Below are 17,350 nucleotides of genomic sequence, written 5' to 3'. Positions count from 1 at the left end.
CACGGACCTCAGCACGCACAGTCCTCATCGGCACAGCAGTCAGGCTCTGAAGGCAGAACCCACCAGTCCCGTACTCCTTCAGAGGACAGGCCCAGATGACGCGTGATACTTTCTGCCACGACGGGAAAGCGCTGACGGAACTTATAGATAAAGCAATAAATATTACCGGCATGCCGCACATGAGGGCCGACAAGGTACAAACCAGGAAAAAGGGTTGAGCAGTCTTCGTCCGTTAAGACCGGATAGCCATCATCATTCCATTCAAAAAAAGCAGCCAGTTGCCTTGCTCCTCCGCCACACTGGAAGCCGGTAGCAAGCACAGGCACCTCGTCAGTAGCCCAGGCGCGTCCGTTTGTGGTATGGACTTTGTACGAACTTCCCGGGCCGGGCATTCTGATTACTTCACAGACATCCGCATCTTCATAAATTTCGAAAAGACGGTGATTCATCACTCTGTTCAAACGCTCACGGGTATAAGGGGAAAGCGATAGACTGGGATCGCTGATGTGGTTAGTTGACCAGGGGGCTGAGCGGGTTAACATTTTTACCGATGAGCCATTTTCCAGCAGGTTTACAGCGGCATCCACCGCGCTTTCATAGCCGCCTATAACAATGTATTCACCTTTCCTGAAATCCTTCCAGCTGGTCACATCACCGTAATGGCAACAAATATCTGCTCCAGGAAAAATCTGCCGGTCTGGGAACTGGAATTCGCCTGTAGCCCATATTAAAGAGCGTGTTTCCAGCTTCTCTCCGTAAGCGTCATCTCAGTACCGTCTGTTGAAATTTCCGGTGATTGACGATGATAGAGTCCTCTTATAAACGTTAATGGACTCTATCAATGTCAGATTCTCTTCGTCCCCGCAGGGTTCGTGCGTCTTACTCCATGGACTTTAAACTGGAACTTGTCGAAAAATCTTATCAGCCTGGAGCCTGCGTGGCCCAACTGGCCAGAGAACACGGGATTAATGACAATCTGTTGTTTACATGGCGCCAGCGCTACAGCCACCTTTTGCCCGATGAAATACAACGTTCAGTCAGTAAACCTGATGCTGTCATCCCTGTTGTGGTATCTGACATGTCCCTGTCACATCATGCAGAACCACACTATGAACCATCCGGTTCCGCTTACGGTGAGGTGATGACCTGCGAAGTGGCTGTCGGGAGCGCCAGTCTGCGCCTGACAGGGAACTTATCTCCCGCTATCCTGAAAACACTGCTTCGCGAACTGACCGGGAGGGGACGATGATCTCCCTCCCGTCTGGCACCCGTATCTGGCTGGTCGCCGGCGCCACCGACATGCGTAAATCCTTCAACGGTCTGGGCGAGCAGATACAGCACGTACTGGATGAGAACCCCTTCTCCGGCCACCTGTTCATCTTCCGTGGCCGCCGGGGTGATACCGTCAAAATTCTCTGGGCAGATGCGGATGGACTGTGCCTCTTCACCAAACGCCTTGAGGAAGGGCAGTTCATCTGGCCCGCCGTGCGCGACGGCAAGGTGGCCATTAGTCGCTCGCAACTGGCCATGCTCCTCGATAAGCTGGACTGGCGTCAGCCCAAAACACCCCGTCTTAACTCACTGACAATGTTGTAAAAAAAGCATGGCCGCATTATAAATGGGTCATGAGTCAGGACTATCTCGCCCGTATCACCGCGCTGGAAGAAGAACTTCGCCGGAAAGACAGCCAGCTCAGTCTCGTTGCCGAGACTGAGGCCTTCCTGCGCTCTGCGCTGACCCGCGCTGAAGAAAAGATCGAGGAAGACGAACGGGAGATAGAACACCTGAGGTCTCAGATAGAAAAACTGCGCCGTATGATGTTCGGCACCCGTTCTGAAAAACTGCGCCGCGAGGTGGCACAGGCCGAAGCGCTGCTGAAACAGCGCGAACAGGCGAGCGATCGTTACAGTGGGCGGGAAGACGACCCGCAGGTTCCCCGCCAGCTCCGTCAGTCCCGGCACCGTCGTCCGCTTCCGGAACATCTTCCCCGTGAGATACTCCGACTGGAGCCGGAAGAAACCTGCTGCCCGGCATGTGGCGGTGAAATGGCGTACCTCAGCGAAGTCAGCGCGGAGCAGCTGGAGCTGGTTGCCAGCGCCCTGAAAGTGATCCGCACAGTGCGGGTAAAAAAAGCCTGCACAAAATGTGACGGTATCGTGGAAGCTCCCGCGCCGTCACGTCCTGTCGAGCGGGGTATCGCCGGACCGGGTCTGCTGGCCCGTGTGTTAACAGCCAAATACTGTGAACATCTGCCGCTGTACCGCCAGACGGAAATCCTTGCCCGCCAGGGGGTGGAGCTGAGCCGCGCACTGCTCTCCAACTGGGTGGATGCGTGCTGCCGTTTAATGGCGCCGCTGGACGAAGCCCTTTATCACTACGTGATGAACTGCCGCAAACTGCATACAGATGATACTCCAGTGCCGGTGCTGGCGCCGGGCAGGAAAAAGACGAAAACCGGGCGTATCTGGACGTATGTCCGGGATGACCGGAATGCCGGTTCGTCAGATCCTCCGGCAGCGTGGTTCGCGTACTCACCGGACCGGCAGGGAAAACACCCGGAGCTGCACCTTCGCTCCTTCCGTGGCGTCCTGCAGGCAGATGCCTTCGCGGGGTATGACCGGCTGTTCAGTACATCGCGAGAAGGCGGCGTGCTGACAGAGGCGGCATGCTGGGCGCATGCCCGCCGAAAAATCCACGACGTGTACATCAGCAGCCAGAGCGCCACGGCGGAGGAAGCGCTGAAACGCATCGGCGAACTGTACGCCATCGAAGCGGAAATACGCGGCATGCCGGAGACAGAGCGTCTGGCGGCCAGACAGTCGCGGAGTGCGCCGCTGCTGGCGTCACTGCATGAGTGGATGGTGGAGAAAAGTGCGACACTGTCGAAAAAATCCCGGCTGGGAGAGGCGTTCACGTATGCCCTGAACCAGTGGGATGCCCTGTGTTACTACTGCCGTGACGGTCTGGCGGAACCCGACAATAACGCCGCGGAGCGGGCGCTTCGCGCCGTCTGCCTGGGAAAGAAAAACTACATCTTCTTCGGGAGCGATCATGGTGGCGAACGTGGTGCACTGCTGTACGGACTGATCGGAACGTGCCGTCTGAACGGTATCGATCCAGAAGCGTATCTGCGCCACATCCTGAGCGTTCTGCCTGAGTGGCCTTCCAACAGGGTTGGTGAACTTCTGCCGTGGAACGTGGCTATACCTGCCTGACCAGTGTCAATACGGCGTCCGGTTAACGCTTACTTCTCTCCTGCTTCTGTTATCAGTATAAAATTACCGGAACTGAGCAACGCAACCTTTGCAATCCTGGCGGGAGCCATGACGGGTATCTGATACTCATCCAGTACGGCCTTAAGGTAACTGGCATAAGTTTTCCCCCCAGGATGTTCTTCACCGCAGAAAAGCGCCAATGAACTGTCAGGGGTCACAGAGTTCAGGTCTGGTTGTCCAAACGGATTGGAAAAAAAAGAAGGAGTAATAAAACGGGTTTCTTCCGGCCAGCGCATAAAGGAGGCACCTACTTCGTGACTGTCAACGACCAGGATATCCTGTATGGCACTACGACGAAGAAGCGCCGCCATACCCACCCCGGCCGGACCCGCACCGACAATAACGACTTCGCGTGGTTGGTTCATAAAATTACCCTTTGCATTACGTTATAACATAACAATTGATATTGAAATTTTTTACATCCAGAGGGACAACTTATCGGATACGCCATGAGGTATTTTCGCCGACATCTTCAAGATCAATGCCTTGCTCCGCTAATTCATTTCTTAAACGATCGGCCTTGTCCCATTTGCCCATACGTCGTGCCTCACTGCGTTGGTGAATTAACTTTTCAATAAGTTGCAGTTCTGCAGGATGAAGATCACTGCGGTTTTTCAAAAAGGCATCCGCTGATTGTTCAAGCAAACCCAGCACATTCCCCAGGTCTTTCAGCGTGGTGGCAAGTGCTGCGGCTTCATCATCATTCGTTCCGCAAAGCCTGTTAATCTCTCTTGTCAGTTCAAATAAAATGGCAAGCGCCTGGGGTGTATTGAAATCATCATCCATTGCCTCACAGAATCTGGCCCGCCATGCATCGTGCTGTTCAGATCGAGACCCGTCAGCGAACTGGCATGCGGTGTAGAGCCGTGTCAGCGAGGCGCGCGCGAGGTGAATATTCTCCTCGCTATAATTCAGCGGCTTACGATAATGTGCGCTTAGCAGGAAGAAGCGCACACTCTGGGCATCGAACCGATTCAGAATATCGCGCAGGGTAAAAAAGCTATTCAGCGATTTCGACATCTTCTCTTTATTCACCGTCACCATGCCGGTGTGAAGCCAGTAATTTACGTAAGGGCCATCATTGGCGGAGGTGGATTGGGCAATCTCATTTTCATGATGGGGAAATATCAGGTCAGAACCACCGCCATGAATGTCGAAATGGGTACCAAGGTAATGGCAGTTCATTGCGGAACATTCAATATGCCAGCCAGGTCTCCCTTCACCCCAGGGTGATGGCCAGACGGGCTCGCCGGGTTTTGCCCGCTTCCAGAGAACAAAATCCAGCGGATCGCGTTTATACTCATTCACTTCGATGCGGGTCCCGGCACGAAGCATGGTAATATCCTGTCCCGAAAGCTTTCCATAGCCTTTTGCCGATGCAGTGGAGAACATGACGTCACCATTCTCTGCAATGTAAGCAAATTGTCGATGCAGAAGTCGTTCGATCATACTGATGATTTGTGGGATGTGCTCTGTGGGACGAGGTTCGATGTTTGGCGGCAGGATGCCTAACTTTGCAAAATCAATGTGCATTTCATGCACCATCCGCTCTGTCAGGCTGCGCCAGTCCTCTCCCGTATCACGGGCGCGCTGAATAATTTTATCATCTATATCAGTAATGTTACGCACGAAAGTCACATCGTATCCGCGAAAACGCAGATAGCGGACAATCATATCAAAAGCTACAAAGGTTCTGGCGTGCCCAAGATGGCAAAGGTCATAAACCGTCACGCCGCATACATACATGCCGATTTTGCTCTCTTTAACCGGAACTAATAGCTCCTTTTGCATACCAAGCGTGTTTGTTAGTTTAATCATTACGTTTACCTCATTATTTTTAGATAGCAGCACACGAACACGCCTGGCGCTAATTAACAGTCGTCCGGAATAAGAAAAAAATTATTTGGTGATAGTACGATTACAGTCCGGACAGATACCATGACTGGAAAGGGTAATTTCCCGTTCGGTCATACCATGTCCAGTGAGATGTGATTTTACCAATTCAATGGCCGCTTCCAGGGCTGGATCCTGCTCAATAGGAATAACATGATGGCAGTTATCGCATTCAAAAAGTCCTACGGCAGCCCGTTGGGTCAGAGCGAAACGCTGAGTTCTTGCCGAGTCGGTATAACGCTGGACAATACTGACCTGCATTAGCCGTTCCAGTATTCGGTAAAGGGTCACACGATCGGGAGCCTGCTCGCCCAGTTGCTGAGTTAAATCGTCATGGCTCATGGCCTGGCTGGCATGTTCAAGGCACTGCAGTGTAGCAAGGGTGGATGGCGTTGCCCGCAAACCATGTGTGCGCAACGTTTGCTTCCAGTCATACGTTTTGGCTACTGGTGTTGTCATATTTCCCCCTCCGAGTCATGTCATTTGAATTTTGGCAGGAAGCCGGTATTATTGCAACTTGATTGCATTAACGTTTAGCGGCATAAGGCTGGATGCTATGAAAAGAACACCGCTCATTATCCTTAATGGTTTTCTGGGGGCAGGGAAAACTACTCTGCTAAAAAACCTTCTTACACAGGCACACAAACGGCGAATGACTGTATCCGTCATCGTTAATGACATGAGTGAACTTGATGTGGATGGCGTCCTGATAGCCAACACAGAAATCGTTGATGCAGCCAGTAACAATTTTGTGAGTATTTCAGCAGACAGTATCAGCAGCAGAAGCGGGATCCAGAAGCTGGATTCCGCGCTGAAAAACCTGCTCGAAAAACGGTCTGCGGATTTTATTTTACTGGAAACCTCAGGTAGCAGCCATCCTCTTCCCCTGGTCCGCTATCTGCGAGAACATACCCAGGTAAGTCTCAAAGCATTTTTGTCTCTTGTTGATACGGTCATGCTTAATGATGACTACGACGGTGGAAAGAAGCTTATTCCGGTTTTCCAGGAGCACCTCAATAAAGGAACCCGGGGAGTGGAAAGCCTGCTGGCAGAACAGATTATGTTCTGTAATAAGCTCTTATTAACCAAAAACGACCGGTTACCCTTCTATGTGGTTACTGAGGTAGCCAGAGCCATACATCCCCTTAATCCCCAGGTTGCAATTATGGCCGTGCCCTGGGGAAATTTACAGCTGGATGAATTGCTTTCCATGCCGGATTACGATTTTCATCGGGTGGCGTTACTTATCGATGAGCTTCAGGATGCCATTGACGCAGTTTTGCCGGATGAAACCGATAAAAAATACGATATTTCGTGGAGGGTCATTGAGGATGACCGTCCATTTCATCCGCAGCGGCTGTGGGATACCTGCCATCGCTTCATGGGCGCAGGCGTTTACCGCAGCAAGGGGTTTTTCTGGCTACCGGGAAGGGATGACCTGGCATTATTGTGGAACCAGGCAGCAGGGAGCATCAATCTCGAATTCATAAGCTACTGGAAAGCCGGGGTCCTGACTCACACTGATAATTCATTGACAAAGGAAGAACGCGCAGCTATCCGTCAGCAACTGGCAAAAATGCCTGGCAGATTTGGTGACCGGCGCTGCCGCCTGACTGTTATTGGCGAGAGCGGCGAAATTGACGATTTTGCCCTCGCATTGCGCCAGTGTTTACTCACTGAAGAGGAAATTCTCTGGTGGCAGCAGGGGGGGATTTTCCACGATCCCTGGCCCACGAAAGTGGCCCGGCTGGCTTAACAGGTTATTTTGCAGCGGCAGTTAATGTTATGTTATAACGTTTCATTACGCAATTTTATCGGTACAGGACATGACTAAACCTACCCGCGCTGAACGAGAAAAAATCCTGGCGATGCTGCCAGAAGATTACATGAATCCTGTGCAACAGGACTACTTCCGGCGGCTTATCCGCCACGAAAGGCAGGAGGTGCTTGATCATATAGACCAGATGAAGCAACAACTGCAGGATAATCCAGAAACGGGTGACGAAGGTGACATCGCCATTCGTGAAGAGCAGTTACGTCTGCTGTTCAGACAGATAGACAGAGAAAGCCGCCTGTTGCCGAAATATGATGCAGCGCTTATGCGGCTTGAAAAAGGAGAATATGGCTTCTGCCGGGATACAGGCGAACCTATCGGTCTGCAACGCCTGCTACTCAGGCCCACCGCAGAATTAAGTATTGAAGCCAAAACAAAGGAGGAAAAAGTTGAGATTCAGTACCGAAAGAAATAAAGCGGTGGCTCAGGCAGGGGGCAGGGTAGGGATGAGAGTAAATATCAGATCAGGCAGGTATATATGAGTATTGCAGCCAAACAAACCTTATGCCCCGGAATGCTACCGGATATTCAGTCCACTAAGGGGGACGGTGAGGGCGAGTCATTATCCTGGGTTGGCATGGAACAAATTGACCTGCCGATAGACATCGCAGGCAGGCCGGTATCAGCAAAGGTCAATGCTGGCATAAACCTTCTCAGTTCACCTGAAGCTGAAAAGGGGATCCATATGTCTCGTCTTTATCTTCTTCTGGACGAACTGACACAAGGGGAAATCACACCGGCATTATTGCAACATGTGTTGAAAGCATTTCTGGTATCTCATCAGGGACGTAGTGATGAAGCCAGTATTGAGATTTCAGGGGATTTGTTACTGTCGCGTAAGTCGTTAAATTCTAATCACTCCGGCTGGAAAGCTTATCCTCTGACTCTGAGCGCCGAACTCAGGCAATCTTTTACGGTTACCCTCAAAGTGGGTATCCCTTATTCGTCCACCTGCCCGGCTTCCGCTGCACTTAGCCGCCACGTCGCGGGTTTGCAGTTTAGCAAAGACTTTGGTAACAGGATCGACAGGCTCCCGGCAGCAGAAATAGCCGACTGGCTTGTTGAGAAAGGAATGCCGGCAACCCCGCACAGCCAGCGAAGCTGGGCATGGGTGAGTATCCGTCTTAATCCTGAAGCAAAATCACTGCCTGTGATTGAACTGATTGATTATGCTGAAGTTGCTCTCGGGACAGCCGTGCAAACGGTTGTCAAGCGGAGCGACGAACAGGCTTTTGCGGTGGCTAACGGTCAGAATCTGATGTTTTGCGAAGATGCTGCCCGTCGGCTCAATAACGTTTTTCGTTGTGCACCCTTTTGTGAAGCATTTGATATCAGGGTTGAGCATCAGGAAAGCCTGCATCCTCATAATGCCGTTGCCCGTATTCACTGGAAAGGAAGTAAAAATGTTACGTAAAAACCCATCAGGTCATACCCCAGTGGTGTCAACAAAGGCCTATATCGATCCCACCGCGGTAATTTGTGGACGTGTCATTATTCATGATTATGTTTACGTCGGACCTTATGCGGTTATCCGGGCTGACGAGCTAAATGCAGACGGGGATATGGATCCTATCATTATCCATTCCCACTCTAATATTCAGGACGGGGTGGTTATTCACTCAAAAAGCGGCGCGCCAGTGACAATAGGAAGCGGAACGTCTATTGCCCACCGTGCAATAGTGCATGGCCCCTGTCAGGTTGACGAGCGGGTATTTATTGGATTCAACAGCGTGTTGTTTAACTGTCATATTCAGACTGGTTGTGTTATTCGCTATAATGCAGTTGTGGATGGCGTTACCTTGCCTGAGAATACCTATATTCCATCAACGGAACGCGTGGGGCCTGATTCCGATCTTAAAAGTTATTCGAGGGTAGACCCCGCTTCTTTACAATTTTCAGAAGAAGTGGCCAGTACCAACGTTAAACTGGTCGAAGGTTATCAGAAGTTACGCAATGAATTCTGAGTATGGCTCGGCTAGTGCCGTTAACGTAACACCGTATTATTAACGATTTGTTATTAATGTAGCAAAATGATACTTGCCTCTTCTTTCCTTTTGCGGAAGAGGCTTTTCTGTTTTATTAAAGAGGTAGCGGTGAAACTTTTTATTAATGATCTGACGGTCATGGATTTTAGTTTCCTTGATGCGGAATCCGGGTTGATTGGCGATAGCCTTATTGTTGATATTATTCTTGAGGGAGATCTGAATGCTGAGTCAATGGTAATGGATTTCTCACATGCTAAAAAAAGTATCAAACATGAAATTGATAAACTGGCCGATCATGTCCTGATTGTGCCGGAACAAAATAGTCATATTATTGTTAGTCATGCAGGCACTACGACGGAAGTCGCCATGCTGCGTAAGAATGGGGAGACCCAGTGTTTTATTTCCGGGCCGCAGGAGAGTTTCTGGCTGGTCCAAACAGATAATATTAATTCCCGTTGCCTTGAATCCCAAATAGAAAAACATTTACTGGCGTGTTTGCCGCAAGGAGTAAAAGACATAACGATAACGTTACGGCCGGAAAGTATTAATGGGGACAGTTATCACTATTCGCATGGACTGAAAAAACACCGCGGAAATTGCCAGAGAATAGCGCATGGGCATCGCTCTGCGATCAGAATTTTTGTGGATGGTGAGCGAAGCCATATGTGGGAACAGAAGTGGGCAACGCGATGGAATAACGCTTATCTATTAAGCCGGGAAGATGTCGTTACAGTGACAACACTTTCACCGCGTGGCGTTGCATACTGGCATAAGGGGCTGACATGTTCTTCCTGGCGGAGTTCTCAGGGATACTTTGAAATCATGCTTTGTTCTGAGGTAGTAGATATTCTGCCGTGTGATACCACGGTTGAGTCACTGGCTTTATTTATCAGGCAGTCAATTGAGCACGGTTTACCCGCAGCGAAAATAGAAGTCCATGCCTTTGAGGGAGTGGGGAAAGGCGCTATTGCCTGACACACTATTCTACTTTTCAGGGGTATTGATCTGTTTTGTCTCGTAAAACTACAATACCCGGTTTTGTAGCCATGTATCTAATAAAAGGTGAGTCAACTACCTTTCTATTTTTCGCTAATGACGATGCATTTCTGAACCAGATGTTATTGTGGTCTTTGATAATGATCCCAACATGTGAAACATCCAGGCCTCTTTTTGTTGAATAAATACCCACATAATCACCTGTTTGCAGTTTATTTATTACCTCTTTATCTATTGCAGAAGCCGGTATGTAACTTATCCGTCGTGAGATAATGCCGAGACCCTTAACATATTCTTGTTTTTTATTCTTTTGGTTTAGCTGTTTGTTGACAGTAATAGTATACGGACTGATGTCCTGAGTAACATCTTGTGCATTTCGCGGAGATATGACCGCCCAGTCCGTGAAAAAATGTTTTCTGCCAGTAAAATCAATCATTCCGTTTGTATAACGAGTCTTAACAAGTTCAGATACATAAGTTTGCCAGCTACTGGCGTGCGCCATGGAGCGAACATAATCAAGAAAAGTAAAACAATCCACGGTACTGGGATTAGTGACCAGCCTCTCTTGCATCGAAGATGATCCAATCAGTGTATGCGCCTGGTAAGGCGTTCCGAGGAAACGGGAGGATATCTCAGCAACGCGTTCATTATAGCTGAGGCCATTTCTGTACAACGAAGTGGTATGAAGGATTTTGTTAACTTTCGCCTGACTTTCTTCAATAGAATAGTCGCTTCGTGCCTGCTGAGGCTCAGCGAATCCCACGCAGCTATAAAATGAAAGGAGAAAGATAATTGCTTTTTTCATAAAATATCAACTTCCTCAGAGATATTTCTCATTATATTTAAAGCTTGAGTATATAAAAATAACTATAAATATCAGGGCAAAAAGCAAAACAACCGTTGGCGCAGGCGCACTATCAATGAAATAAGAGAGGTAAACGCCGGTCGTTGATACCAGAGCCGATAAAGCCACAGCGATGAATAATGCGTTGCTAAATCGTTGCGTCAAAAGAACTGCAATAGCACCGGGCGCGATAAGCAAAGAGACGGATAAAATAATCCCCACGGACTTTAGCGTGGCGACAACAGTAAGCGAAATCATGCTCAGTAATCCGTAATAGAGCCATCCCGTCCGTAGTCCACTGACCCTGGCCTGCTGAATATCAAAACAGTAAAGCAGGAAATCACGCCATTTAATTCCGGTAATCAGCAGTATAAATAAGGCAATGGTGCCCGTCTGGAGTATGTCGGTGGCGTTTATACCAAGCATGTCGCCAAAGAGGATATGTTCAAGCGGAACATCCGGACGGACTGAGACATACAAAATCAGTCCGGAGGCGAACATACCCGAAAAAATGATACCCAGCAGCGTATCCTGCTTTATGCGGCTGTTATCTTTAATATATCCGGTAAGTAAAGCACAGGATAATCCAGCCACAAAAGCTCCGGTGCCTAATGGCAACCCTACAATCCAGGCCAGTACAACCCCGGGAAACACGGCATGGCTCATGGCATCCCCCATCAGAGCCCAACCTTTCAGCACGAGAAAAACAGACAGCAGGGCGCAGGGAACAGAGACCAGCAGCGCGATTATCAGGGCATAATTGATGAAGTCAAAGCGGAAAGGTTCAATGAGCATATTCAGCATTTACGCGGTCCTTTTGACTGAGAAACCGATCGGCGGTTCGCCAGTAAGCCATGTACCGGGGCGAAAATGAACACCAGCAAGAAAATGAGGGTCTGAGCGACCACGATAATGCCACCCGTTACGCCATCAAGGTAGTAACTTGCCCACGCACCCAGAAAGCTGGTGACACTGCCTATGGTCACCGCAATACAGACCAGGCGGGGGAAGCGATCAGTAAGCAGCCAGGCCGTTGCGCCAGGCGTTACCACAAGGCAGATCACCATGAACGCGCCTACGGTCTGTAATGCCGCAACGGTGGAGAGGGTTAACAGAAGGAAAAATAATATCTTAAGCCTTTCCGGATGTAATCCTACCTCATTCCGCTGTGCAAACCCTGTACCACTGTCCGGGTAGTGACGTTCAGCAGATCAAGGTAGGTGGGAACCGGGCCATTTGCTGCGCTCAGGGAATCCACATAAAGTACGCCCCCATAATGTGCACCTGTTTCGCGTGCGACCTGACGGGCTGGTTTATTGGAAACGGTACTTTCGCTAAATACCGCCGGAATTTTATTCTGCCGGACTTTATCGATTACGTTACGAACCTGTTGCGGGGTTCCCTGTTGATCGGCATTAATCGGCCATAGATAGAGTTCTTTCAGTCCCAGATCGCGTGCCAGATAAGAAAATGCGCCTTCGCTCGATACCAGCCAGCGCTGTTCGGCAGGGAGGGTTTCTATTTGTTTACGCAGCGGTTCAAGCGTCTGACGGATCTTTTGTTTATAGGCGTCCGCATTGGCTTTGTAAGTTTCAGCATTTCCCTGATCGTATTTCACCAGCGCATCACGAATATTATCTACATAAATCAGTGCATTATCAGGCGACATCCAGGCATGAGGATTTGGTTTTCCATCATACGGACCCTCGGTAATGCTTATTGGAGTGATACCTGTAGTGACCACCACATCCGGTACGTTTTTCAATCGTTGATAAAATTTTTGAAACCAGAGTTCGAGGTTGAAGCCATTTGAAAGGATTAGCTGTGCCCCCTGAGCACGCTTTATATCTCCGGTTGTAGGCTGATATTCATGGATTTCTGCGCCAGGCCGGGTAATCGAACTGACTTCGGCGGCGTCCCCTGCCACGTTCTGTGCCATGTCAGCAATTACCGTGAATGTCGTGATGACCTTAAACTTTTCAGCAGCATAAGCGCCATGAATAGCTGTCAGTCCTGTGATAAAGGTGCTTAACAGGATTATCTTTACCGTCTTTAGTTGAAGCATGGTTATCTCCTGATGAAATCACTGTTTGTTAATAATTGGTAATGTTATAACATAGCTTATACTATGCAACATAGCACAGGCTATATTTAAATGAGAAAAATTATCTTTATCATTTAAGAGCTGATGGCACAGTATTTCATGGCTTATGCAAGCGCTGATATCTCAGACATGCCACTTTTAATGCAACATGGTTGCGTTAAAATGTGCATTAATGCAACATAGTTGCTGTTAATCACTGAGCTATGTTGGGATATGAAAATGTCAGAAGCGCCTATAACAGAGTCAGAACCTCTCACTTTTACTCTTCCTGATGGCTCTCTGAAGCACGTCAGAAAAGGGGCAACTTTGCACAACGTTGCAGAAAGCATCGGTTCTTCCGTCGCGAAAAGCGCTGTGTACGCGGAAATTGATGGTAAATGTGTGGATCTGCTTGAGAAAGCAAAGAACAGTGGAAAGCTCAATATCATTACAGTTTTTGATGAAGAAGCGTTGGGCCCGATTCGCCGAGGTTGTCTTCTCCTTCTCGCAGCGTCTGTAAAACAGCTGTTTCCCTCGGCCAGGATGGTAGAAGGGCAACTGACTAAGGAAGGGTTTTATTACGATTTCGCGGTAGATAAACCTTTTACTCGCGATGACCTGGGGATGATTGAGCAGCACATGACAAGTCTGATCGCTGAAAACCCGCCGATTATTAAAGAGCAGGTCACGCGGGCACAGGCTATTGACTGTTTTGAGCAGCGGGGCGAGAAATTCAAATCAACGGAGTTGATGGAAATACTGGCAGATAAGTCGGTGACACTATGCCATCTCAGGCAGTTCACGGACGGCTTTAATGGCCCATTGGTTCCGGATCTTCGTTTTCTAAAAAATATGAAGTTGCTTAACGTATCCGGTGCTTACTGGCGTGGTGAAGCCAACAATGTACAGCTACAGCGGATTTATGGCACGGCATGGGCCAGCAAAAAACAGCTTGATGGCTGGCTTGAGAAAACGGCAGAAGCGGAGAAACGTGATCATCGCAAGCTGGGTCGGGAGCTGGATTTGTTTCATTTTCAGGACAATGCGCCAGGCGCGGTTTTCTGGCATCCCAGGGGGTGGACAATCTTTCAGTCGCTTATTGCCTATATGCGTAGCCGCCATGAGGTGGCGGGTTACGTTGAGGTCAATACGCCTGATGTCATGGACCGCAGCCTGTGGGAAATTTCCGGTCACTGGGATAATTATCGTGATCATATGTTTACGACACAAACCGAGGATGGCCGGAATTTCGCTCTCAAGCCGATGAACTGTCCTGGGGCGGTATCGCTGTTTAAATACGGGATCAAGAGTTACCGCGATTTACCCGTTCGCCTGTCTGAATTTGGTAAAGTCCATCGTTATGAACCCTCTGGATCGCTGCATGGCTTATTACGGGTCCGCCATTTTACTCAGGATGACGCGCATATCTTTTGCACGCTGCAACAGGTCGAGGGGGAATGTAAAAGTATCCTTCAGTTGGTGCTTGATATTTATAAGCAATTTGGATTTGAAGAGGTCGCAATCAAGTTATCCACTCGTCCTGAAAAGCGGATGGGAAGCGACGCAGACTGGGATAGGCTGGAAAACGCGCTCTCAGCCTCTCTGGAAGCGCAGGGATTACAATGGTCGGTAAATCCCGGTGAAGGTGCCTTCTATGGCCCTAAACTGGAGTTTGTGTTACGCGACGCGATTGGTCGTGACTGGCAGTGCGGAACGCTACAGGTGGATATGAATCTGCCTGAGCGATTTGATATTGGCTATATTGCCGAGGATGGCTCGACAAAACGCCCGGTGATGTTGCACAGGGCGCTCTTCGGCTCCCTTGAGCGGTTCACCGGTATCCTTCTTGAACATTACGTCGGTAAACTGCCCGCCTGGCTGTCGCCGGTTCAGGCCGTGGTCATGACGATTACCGACAAGCAGCATCACTATGCGGAGCAGGTTTTGAAGGCGCTTCGCAAGAAAGGGCTGCGTTGTGAGGCCGACCTCCGCAATGAAAAAATTGGATTTAAAATCCGTGAACAGACTCTGGCCCGCATTCCTTTCCTGCTGATCGTTGGCGATGCGGAGGAGAATGCGGCGCGTGTCACGGTGCGCGATCGTACCGGGAGGTGCATGGGGACGCTGTTACTCAATGAGGCGGCAGACGCTATCAAAATATGTTGCCAGCCACCGGAGGTTCACCTTGATTAAGCAAAGCAGAAGCGATATCCCCCGACGCGAGAGCGGTCGTCACGTCTGGCCGGTGAAGGAGGATGATACCCAAAGCAACGATATCGATTTTTATAAAACGGCGTTCAGAGAACAGTCCAGGCGATGGGGGCTTTCCGAGATCATTCTTAGTAATACTGGTGATGGAGAAATATCACTCTATCAATCTGTTAATCAGGGGGCAGATGTTCCTCACGTACTGATTGCGGCAGGGTTTCATGGAGAAGAACCCGCGGGATGTTGGGGGATGCTGGATTTTTTGCGCGAGGGCTCCCCTGAATTGTTTGATAACGTAGCCGTGAGTTTTTTACCGCTTGTAAACCTCTCTGGTCTGCGCACTGGTAGCCGCCTTAATAGTCTTGGACAGAATCCAAACCGAGGCTTTACCAAAGGTGCAGAAGTCGAGCCTTCTATTGAAGGAAAAGTACTGCTCAACTATGAAACGCTTCTGAAAAACGCAGCAAGTCATGGTGTGCTCTGTTGCCATGAAGATATTCTTCGTCATAAGGCGTATCTCTACACTTTCGAACATGCTACTCGCTTGGGTCATTTCAGCGTGGCATTACGTGATGAACTTGAACGCTTTTTCCCGGTCATGGAAAAAGAGCGAGTTGATGGTTGTGAATGTGAGGATGGCATTATTTTTAACCATTTCGATTCGTCATTTGAATCATGGTTGTTTTCTTCCTGTTCCGACGTCGCAGCGTGCACTGAAACGCCGGGATTGCAACCCTTTGCAAAACGAGCAGAAGCAAACCGTTATTTAATCGGCGCGTTTATCTCATCGATACTGGAGCGCAACAGCATCGGGAGCGGGATGTCATGAAGCCTTTATTACTGACCAATGCATTAATAATCAATGAAGACTTGCGCTATCCGGCCGACATCCTCATTGATAAAGGACGGATCCAGAAAATTGCCTCGCTTATTCCCTCCCGAACGGAATGGCAGGTTATTGATGTGCGAGGGAAATGGGTGATCCCCGGTATGATTGACGATCAGGTTCATTTCCGCGAACCCGGTCTGACGCATAAGGGAACCATTGCCAGTGAATCAGCTGCCGCTGTAATGGGAGGCATTACCAGTTTTATGGAAATGCCTAACGTTACGCCACCAACAACGACCCTTCAGGCGCTGCGTGAGAAATTTCAACGTGCCTCGCATTCTTCGCTGGCGAACTACAGTTTTTACTTCGGCGCGACGAACGATAATCTTGACGAACTGAAAGCGCTTACGGCTTCGCAAGCCTGTGGGGTGAAGGTGTTTATGGGAGCTTCTACCGGAAATATGCTGGTGGACGATGAACAGATCCTGGAAAGTATTTTCGCCAACGCACCCTGCCTGGTAGCAACACATTGCGAGCATACCCCGACAATAAAGCATAATGAGGAGACATGGCGGGCTCGTTTGGGGGACGCTATTCCTGCTGGCGAACATGCCGCTATTCGTTCTGTGGACGCCTGCCTGACATCTTCCCACCAGGCCGTCTCTCTGGCGAAAAAACATCGTACCCGATTACATGTCCTGCATATCACCACCGCAGATGAACTCGCTCTCTTTGATGCTGCTCCCACGCTGGAGGCGCTGCGCCAGAAAACCATTACAGCTGAAGCCTGCGTTCATCACCTGTTTTTTAATTATGACGATTATGAAATGCTGGGGCATAAGCTCAAATGTAATCCATCCGTAAAATCCTCTTTTCATCAGGAAGCCCTCTGGAGAGGCGTTAATGAAGGCATTATTGACGTTATCGCGACTGACCATGCGCCGCATTTGCTGGAGGAAAAGCAGAATGACTATTTTGCTGCGCCTTCCGGCTTACCGCTGGTGCAGCATGCTCTTCCTGCACTGCTGGATATGAGCAGCAGGGGGATTTTTACCCCGGAAATGGTGGTGAGAAAGACAAGCCATGCTGTAGCCGAGCGCTTCCAGCTCAAAGATCGTGGCTATATCAGAGAAGGCTATTGGGCGGACCTGGTGGTTATCGATCCGTTTAGTCATCAACAGATAATCCGGGAGGATGTGGCATACAAATGCGGGTGGTCCCCCTTTGAAGGCCGGATTTTGTCAGGCGGGGCGGTTGATATGACGCTGGTAAATGGCCACGTTATCTGGAATGGGCGCACCATACAGCAGAAGTACGGCCTGCCACTGGAATTCTGTCGCTAGCCACGTATTTATTTTGCTCAGGCATAACTTCTCCCCGAGAATTCAGAAGAGGCAAATCTT

At 49.5% G+C, this 17,350-nt stretch carries 18 protein-coding genes and 1 pseudogene; 11 read left to right on the top strand and 8 right to left on the bottom strand.

All coding sequences use genetic code 11. The features are described from left to right. Positions 1 to 8: 8 nt before the first annotated feature. Positions 9 to 746 carry an NAD(P)-binding domain-containing protein gene (locus tag AM379_RS23235; protein WP_228705405.1) on the bottom strand — a complete coding sequence of 246 codons (738 nt, stop codon included), beginning with the start codon at positions 744 to 746 and terminating at the stop codon, positions 9 to 11. A 95-nt stretch (positions 747 to 841) separates the two neighbouring features. Here AM379_RS23235 and tnpA point away from each other — a divergent pair, with 95 nt between their 5' ends. From tnpA to tnpC, 3 genes are read left to right on the top strand one after another with little or no spacing between them, the layout of a single operon-like run. Continuing rightward, positions 842 to 1,249 (top strand): IS66-like element accessory protein TnpA, encoded by a 408-nt coding sequence (gene tnpA, locus AM379_RS23230; protein WP_015632445.1) that lies wholly within the window; start codon positions 842 to 844, stop codon positions 1,247 to 1,249. Continuing rightward, on the top strand, positions 1,246 to 1,596 hold the full coding sequence (gene tnpB / locus AM379_RS23225) for an IS66 family insertion sequence element accessory protein TnpB (protein WP_032414478.1): 351 nt from the start codon (positions 1,246 to 1,248) through the stop codon (positions 1,594 to 1,596). Before tnpA ends, tnpB begins: the two co-directional genes overlap by 4 nt. 29 nt (positions 1,597 to 1,625) lie before the next feature. Continuing rightward, on the top strand, positions 1,626 to 3,215 hold the full coding sequence (gene tnpC, locus AM379_RS23220) for an IS66 family transposase (protein ID WP_015632444.1): 1,590 nt from the start codon (positions 1,626 to 1,628) through the stop codon (positions 3,213 to 3,215). A 29-nt stretch (positions 3,216 to 3,244) separates the two neighbouring features. Here the strand turns inward: tnpC and AM379_RS23215 are convergent, their stop codons facing one another. The 3 genes from AM379_RS23215 to AM379_RS23205 all read right to left on the bottom strand — a co-directional run bounded on the left by AM379_RS23215 (position 3,245) and on the right by AM379_RS23205 (position 5,627). Beyond that, the gene (locus AM379_RS23215; protein WP_071562427.1) at positions 3,245 to 3,640 is read right to left on the bottom strand and encodes an NAD(P)-binding domain-containing protein; all 396 of its coding nucleotides are present in this window, start codon (positions 3,638 to 3,640) and stop codon (positions 3,245 to 3,247) included. 70 nt (positions 3,641 to 3,710) lie between these two features. Next, positions 3,711 to 5,093, bottom strand: coding sequence for a cysteine--tRNA ligase (cysS, locus tag AM379_RS23210; RefSeq protein WP_024622774.1), 1,383 nt, complete (start codon positions 5,091 to 5,093; stop codon positions 3,711 to 3,713). 81 nt (positions 5,094 to 5,174) lie between these two features. Beyond that, positions 5,175 to 5,627: a Fur family transcriptional regulator gene (locus tag AM379_RS23205; RefSeq protein WP_000211298.1), complete on the bottom strand. Its 453-nt coding sequence runs from the start codon at positions 5,625 to 5,627 to the stop codon at positions 5,175 to 5,177. A gap of 97 nt (positions 5,628 to 5,724) precedes the next feature. Between AM379_RS23205 and AM379_RS23200 the strand changes: the two genes are divergently transcribed. The 5 genes from AM379_RS23200 to AM379_RS23180 all read left to right on the top strand — a co-directional run bounded on the left by AM379_RS23200 (position 5,725) and on the right by AM379_RS23180 (position 9,962). Continuing rightward, positions 5,725 to 6,924: a CobW family GTP-binding protein gene (locus tag AM379_RS23200; protein ID WP_000831732.1), complete on the top strand. Its 1,200-nt coding sequence runs from the start codon at positions 5,725 to 5,727 to the stop codon at positions 6,922 to 6,924. A gap of 70 nt (positions 6,925 to 6,994) precedes the next feature. Further along, positions 6,995 to 7,417, top strand: a complete 423-nt coding sequence (dksA, locus tag AM379_RS23195) for an RNA polymerase-binding protein DksA (RefSeq protein ID WP_000165782.1) — start codon at positions 6,995 to 6,997, stop codon at positions 7,415 to 7,417. 63 nt (positions 7,418 to 7,480) lie between these two features. After that, on the top strand, positions 7,481 to 8,416 hold the full coding sequence (folE2, locus tag AM379_RS23190) for a GTP cyclohydrolase FolE2 (RefSeq protein WP_000020322.1): 936 nt from the start codon (positions 7,481 to 7,483) through the stop codon (positions 8,414 to 8,416). Further along, positions 8,406 to 8,966, top strand: coding sequence for a carbonate dehydratase (locus AM379_RS23185; RefSeq protein ID WP_000944851.1), 561 nt, complete (start codon positions 8,406 to 8,408; stop codon positions 8,964 to 8,966). Before folE2 ends, AM379_RS23185 begins: the two co-directional genes overlap by 11 nt. Positions 8,967 to 9,095: 129 nt before the next feature. After that, the gene (locus tag AM379_RS23180) at positions 9,096 to 9,962 is read left to right on the top strand and encodes an isocitrate dehydrogenase (RefSeq protein WP_001419903.1); all 867 of its coding nucleotides are present in this window, start codon (positions 9,096 to 9,098) and stop codon (positions 9,960 to 9,962) included. A 16-nt stretch (positions 9,963 to 9,978) separates the two neighbouring features. Here AM379_RS23180 and AM379_RS23175 read toward each other — a convergent pair whose 3' ends face one another. From AM379_RS23175 to AM379_RS23160, 4 genes and pseudogenes are all read right to left on the bottom strand, one after another. After that, positions 9,979 to 10,788 (bottom strand): DUF1460 domain-containing protein, encoded by an 810-nt coding sequence (locus tag AM379_RS23175; protein ID WP_000709111.1) that lies wholly within the window; start codon positions 10,786 to 10,788, stop codon positions 9,979 to 9,981. Between the two features lie 15 nt (positions 10,789 to 10,803). Further along, positions 10,804 to 11,631, bottom strand: a complete 828-nt coding sequence (locus AM379_RS23170; protein WP_021575195.1) for a metal ABC transporter permease — start codon at positions 11,629 to 11,631, stop codon at positions 10,804 to 10,806. Next, positions 11,625 to 11,984, bottom strand: a pseudogene (gene sitC, locus AM379_RS23165) (iron/manganese ABC transporter permease subunit SitC); the annotation flags it as partial. The pseudogene sitC and the gene AM379_RS23170, both read right to left, overlap by 7 nt. Beyond that, positions 11,981 to 12,892, bottom strand: a complete 912-nt coding sequence (locus AM379_RS23160) for a metal ABC transporter substrate-binding protein (RefSeq protein WP_024622772.1) — start codon at positions 12,890 to 12,892, stop codon at positions 11,981 to 11,983. The gene AM379_RS23160 and the pseudogene sitC, both read right to left, overlap by 4 nt. Before the next feature lie 252 nt (positions 12,893 to 13,144). On the opposite strand from AM379_RS23160, the gene thrS reads away from it, so the two are divergent. Genes thrS through AM379_RS23145 form a run of 3 tightly spaced genes read left to right on the top strand, consistent with a single transcriptional unit; the run spans position 13,145 to position 17,290 of the window. Then, the gene (gene thrS / locus AM379_RS23155) at positions 13,145 to 15,103 is read left to right on the top strand and encodes a threonine--tRNA ligase (RefSeq protein WP_106504310.1); all 1,959 of its coding nucleotides are present in this window, start codon (positions 13,145 to 13,147) and stop codon (positions 15,101 to 15,103) included. After that, positions 15,096 to 15,947 carry a M14 family metallopeptidase gene (locus AM379_RS23150; RefSeq protein ID WP_000595497.1) on the top strand — a complete coding sequence of 284 codons (852 nt, stop codon included), beginning with the start codon at positions 15,096 to 15,098 and terminating at the stop codon, positions 15,945 to 15,947. The genes thrS and AM379_RS23150 overlap by 8 nt, the downstream gene beginning before the upstream one ends. Then, on the top strand, positions 15,944 to 17,290 hold the full coding sequence (locus tag AM379_RS23145) for a dihydroorotase (protein ID WP_000803506.1): 1,347 nt from the start codon (positions 15,944 to 15,946) through the stop codon (positions 17,288 to 17,290). Before AM379_RS23150 ends, AM379_RS23145 begins: the two co-directional genes overlap by 4 nt. The last annotated feature ends 60 nt before the right edge of the window (positions 17,291 to 17,350 follow it).

It is taken from the genome of Enterobacter cloacae complex sp. FDA-CDC-AR_0132, from assembly GCF_003010695.1.
Taxonomy (GTDB): Bacteria; Pseudomonadota; Gammaproteobacteria; order Enterobacterales; family Enterobacteriaceae; genus Enterobacter; species Enterobacter ludwigii.
The sequence above is the reverse complement of the archived record's forward strand: the minus strand, read 5'-3'. Positions and strand labels throughout refer to the sequence as shown.